Here is a 584-nt window from a genome sequence, read left to right on the forward strand (position 1 = left end):
CTGCCGCCGAGCAGCCCGCCCAACCCGACGCCACCGCCGACGCCACCGCCGCCGCGTCCCAGCAACCGCCGCGGTCGCCGGGCCTGCTGGTGGGCCATGGGGTGTTGCCCAATGCGCTGCTGGCCGAGGCGATCCGCAGCGGGGCGACGATCACGCCGATCCGGATGCCGGGCGGCGCACCCGAGCCGCGGTATCGGCCCAGCGCCGAGTTGGCCGAGTTCGTGCGGATGCGCGATCTGTTCTGCCGCTTCCCCGGCTGCACCGTGGCCGCCGACCGCTGCGACATCGACCATGTCCGCCCGTGGCCGTGGGGCCCCACTCACGCCTCGAATCTGAATTGCAAATGCCGCCGACACCATTTGATGAAAACGTTCTGGACCGGCATCGGCGGCTGGGCCGATCAGCAGCTGCCCGACGGCACAGTGATCTGGACAGCCCCGAGCGGTAAGACGTTCACCACCCAGCCCGGCAGCCGGCTGTTCTTCCCCACCTGGAACGTCACCACCGCCGAACTCCCACCCGCCACAAAACCACCACCCAACGCCGAACATCGCGGCCTGATGATGCCCCGCCGACAACGCACC

At 70.2% G+C, this 584-nt stretch carries 1 protein-coding gene; it reads left to right on the forward strand.

Annotated elements, in window-relative coordinates:
• The coding region (locus tag D6M19_RS34060; RefSeq protein ID WP_206428722.1) for an HNH endonuclease signature motif containing protein at positions 1 to 584 on the forward strand (584 nt) is incomplete at both ends.

The sequence above is a fragment of the Mycolicibacterium stellerae genome, from assembly GCF_003719305.1.
Classification (GTDB): Bacteria; Actinomycetota; Actinomycetes; order Mycobacteriales; family Mycobacteriaceae; genus Mycobacterium; species Mycobacterium stellerae.